Below are 3540 nucleotides of genomic sequence, written 5' to 3' on the forward strand. Positions count from 1 at the left end.
ACCCTCGAGAAGGACGACGCCTTCCCCATGAGGACGGAGCAGTCCGCATGAGCCCCACCCGAACCCCGCACACAACACGACCCGCCACCCGGGCGAACCACCAGACCGCGCACCGTCTTGCCCTGCTCGAGTCGATGCTGCGCATCCGCCGGTTCGAGGAGCGCTGCGTGGAGTTGTACAGCGCCGCCCGCATCCGGGGCTTCATGCACCTCTACATCGGTGAGGAGGCCGTGGCCGTCGGCGTCAACGAGGCGCTCACGGACGACGACGCGGTGGTCTCGACGTACCGCGAACACGGCCATGCACTCGCCCGCGGGGTTCCGGCCGAGGCGATCATGGCCGAGATGTTCGGCAAGGTGACCGGCTGCAGCCGTGGCCGTGGCGGCTCCATGCATCTGTTCGACGCCGATCGCCGCTTCTACGGCGGCAATGCGATCGTCGGCGGCGGGCTCCCCCTCGCGGCCGGCCTCGCCCTCGCCGACCACATGACGGGACGCAACCGGGTCACCTGCTGTTTCTTCGGCGACGGCGCCTTCGCCGAGGGCGAGTTCCATGAGACCGCCAACCTCGCCGCGCTCTGGGGACTGCCCCTGCTGCTGGTGTGCGAGAACAACCTGTACGCGATGGGAACGGCCCTGGCCCGGCACCAGGCCCAGACCGACCTCGCGCTACGGGCCGCCGGGTACGGCATGGTCTCCTGGGCCGTCGACGGCATGGACGTCTTCGCCGTCGAGGACGCGGCCCGGCGGGCGGCCGAAGCAGTGCGTGCCGGAAGTGGGCCGCACTTCCTGGAGATGCGTACGTACCGCTTCCGTGCCCACTCCATGTACGACTCCGACCGCTACCGCGACAAGGACGAGATCGAGCACTGGAAGGAGCGCGATCCGGTCGAGAGCCTCGCCCGGCGGATGCAGGAAGCGAAGAAGTTGACCGAGAAGACCCGCACCGCCATGGAGGACCGTCTGTCCGCCGAGATCGACAGTGCCGTCGAGGCCGCCGAACAGGCTCCCGAAGAACCTGTCGAGGATCTGCTGAAGTACGTCACCAGCCCGGTGGAGATGAGCAGGCCATGAGCACAACCCGAACTCCTGCCGCCCGGCCGGACGCTCCCTCCGAACGGAAGACGACCTTTCGGGAGGCGATGCGCGAAGCCCTGCGCGAGGCACTGCGCAGCGACGAACGGGTGTTCTTGATGGGTGAGGACGTGGGCCGGTACGGCGGCTGCTTCGGTGTCAGCCTCGGGTTGCTGGAGGAATTCGGACCGGAGCGGATCCGCGACGCCCCGCTGTCGGAGTCCGCCTTCGTCGGCGCCGGCATCGGCGCGGCGCTGGCGGGCATGCGGCCGGTCGTCGAAATCATGACGGTCAACTTCAGCCTGCTGGCCCTGGACCAGATCCTCAACAACGCGGCAACCCTCCTGCACATGTCGGGCGGCCAACTGCCGGTACCGATCGTGATCCGGATGACCACAGGTGCGGGCCGACAGCTCGCCGCCCAGCACTCGCACAGCCTGGAGGGCTGGTACGCACACATCCCCGGCCTGCGGGTCCTGGCACCGGCGACCCTCACCGACGCCCGGTACATGCTGGCCCCCGCGCTCGCCGACCCCGACCCCGTGCTGATCTTCGAGCACGGCAGCCTGTACAACGTCTCGGGCGAGCTGCCCGCCGACGCAGGCCCGGTCGATATCGGTCGCGCGGCGGTCCGCCGACCCGGACGAGACGTCTCCCTGATCGCCTACGGCGGCTCACTGCCCAAGGCCCTTGCCGCTGCCGAGGACCTCGCGAGTGACGGCATCGGCGCAGAGGTCGTCGACCTGCGCAGCCTGCGTCCCCTGGACGACGCCACCATCGGTGATTCCGTCGCACGCACCCACCGTGCCGTCGTCATCGACGAGGGCTGGCGCACCGGCAGCCTTGCGGCGGAGCTCTCGGCACGCCTCACCGAGCAGCATTTCTACGACCTCGACGCCCCCGTGGAGCGGGTGTGCAGCGCCGAAGTACCCGTGCCGTACGCGCGCAGGCTGGAGGAGGCCGCACTGCCCCAGGTCGGCGGAATCGTGGCCGCCGCCCGCCGCACGGTCGGCGACCGCATACCGGCCGGTCCCGAGAAGGCAGAGCGGCAGCCGGACACCGGGAAGGCGGGCTGAGATGACTGAGTTCACCATGCCCTCGCTCGGCGCGGACATGGATGAAGGCGTGCTCCAGGAGTGGCTCGTGGGCCCCGGCGACCGGGTCCGCAAGGGCGATGTCGTGGCGGTCGTGGAGACCGACAAGGCGGCCATCGAGGTCGAGTGCTTCGCATCCGGCACCGTGGGACGGCTGCTCGTCCCGCCGGGAACCCGGGTCCCGGTGGGGACACCGCTCGCCGAGATCGAAGGCGGGGGCACGCCCGCGCAGCAGGTGAGAGGCGGGACGGAGCAGGGCTCCCGCGCAGCCGCCGAAACGGTCACCGAAGCTCACCGCCGGAGCACGGCCCCGCTCCCCACACGCACCAGGGCCGAACAGGGACCAGTTGCCCACCACGAACGTCCACGACCCCGTCAAAAGGCGGTCCGCGAGCCGAAGAGGGCCCCGGGGCCTGCACTCACGAGTTCCCGGACAGAGTCGGCCGGGCCACCCGTGCCGACGACGGACCGCCTCGCGTATCCACCGCCGAAGACGCCTCCCGCGGCCGAATCGGCCCCGGGAACCGGGCCGCTCGTACGCCACCTCGCGGAGATGCGGGGCGTCGACCTGACGAGACTGCACGGCACCGGAGCCGGCGGACGGATCACCCGTGCCGATGTGGAGCACGTCCCGACGTCCCCTGCGCCCAGGGTGCGGGCCACCCCGTACGCCAGGCGGCTTGCCCGCGACCTGGGCATCGACCTGACGGCGCTGCGGGGCACCGGGGACGGCGGAGCCGTGCGAGCGGCGGACGTGCACACGGCTGCGCACACAGACGCCGGACCGCCGGAACCGGGCGGCCCGGCCGCAAGCCGGCGGTACGACGAGGCGCGCACACACGCAATGCCAGTCGGCAGCGGGGCGCAACAACGAACGGACACCATGCGCCGTGCCATCGCCGACCTCATGGGCCGCTCCAAGCGGGAGATCCCGCACTACTACCTGTCCACCACCATCGACCTCACAGCGGCCGAGGACTGGCTGCGCCGGATCAACCGCAGCCGTATGCCTGCCGACCGTCTGGTGCCTGCGGCCCTCCTGCTGAAGGCCGCCGCCATGGCGGCACACGAAGTGCCGAACCTGAACGGCTACTGGCAGAACGACGAATTCGTCCCCGGCCCGGCGGTGAACCTGGGAGTCGCAGTGTCGCTACGACAGGGCGGACTGCTCGCGCCGGTCATCCACGGCGCCGACACGCTGCCGCCGGACGTCCTCATGGCCACCCTCAAGGACCTGGTCCAGCGCGCCCGTCGGGGCCGACTGCGCGGCAGCGACATGTCCGGTGCCACCCTGACCGTCACCAACCTCGGCGACCAGGGCGTGCAGACCGTCTTCGGTGTCATCCACCCGCCCCAGGTGGCCCTGGTCGGCT

At 70.8% G+C, this 3540-nt stretch carries 3 protein-coding genes; all 3 read left to right on the forward strand.

The features are described from left to right. Positions 1 to 47: 47 nt before the first annotated feature. Positions 48 to 1073 carry a pyruvate dehydrogenase (acetyl-transferring) E1 component subunit alpha gene (gene pdhA / locus ACWCXX_RS40990; RefSeq protein ID WP_451136368.1) on the forward strand — a complete coding sequence of 342 codons (1026 nt, stop codon included), beginning with the start codon at positions 48 to 50 and terminating at the stop codon, positions 1071 to 1073. Next, complete coding sequence (locus ACWCXX_RS40995; protein ID WP_451136370.1) at positions 1070 to 2149, forward strand: alpha-ketoacid dehydrogenase subunit beta; 1080 nt, start codon at positions 1070 to 1072, stop codon at positions 2147 to 2149. Before pdhA ends, ACWCXX_RS40995 begins: the two co-directional genes overlap by 4 nt. A gap of 1 nt (position 2150) precedes the next feature. Next, positions 2151 to 3540: 2-oxo acid dehydrogenase subunit E2 (locus ACWCXX_RS41000; protein WP_451136372.1), on the forward strand; the 1390-nt coding region annotated here is incomplete at its 3' end.

It is taken from the genome of Streptomyces sp. NPDC001732 (assembly GCF_053596315.1).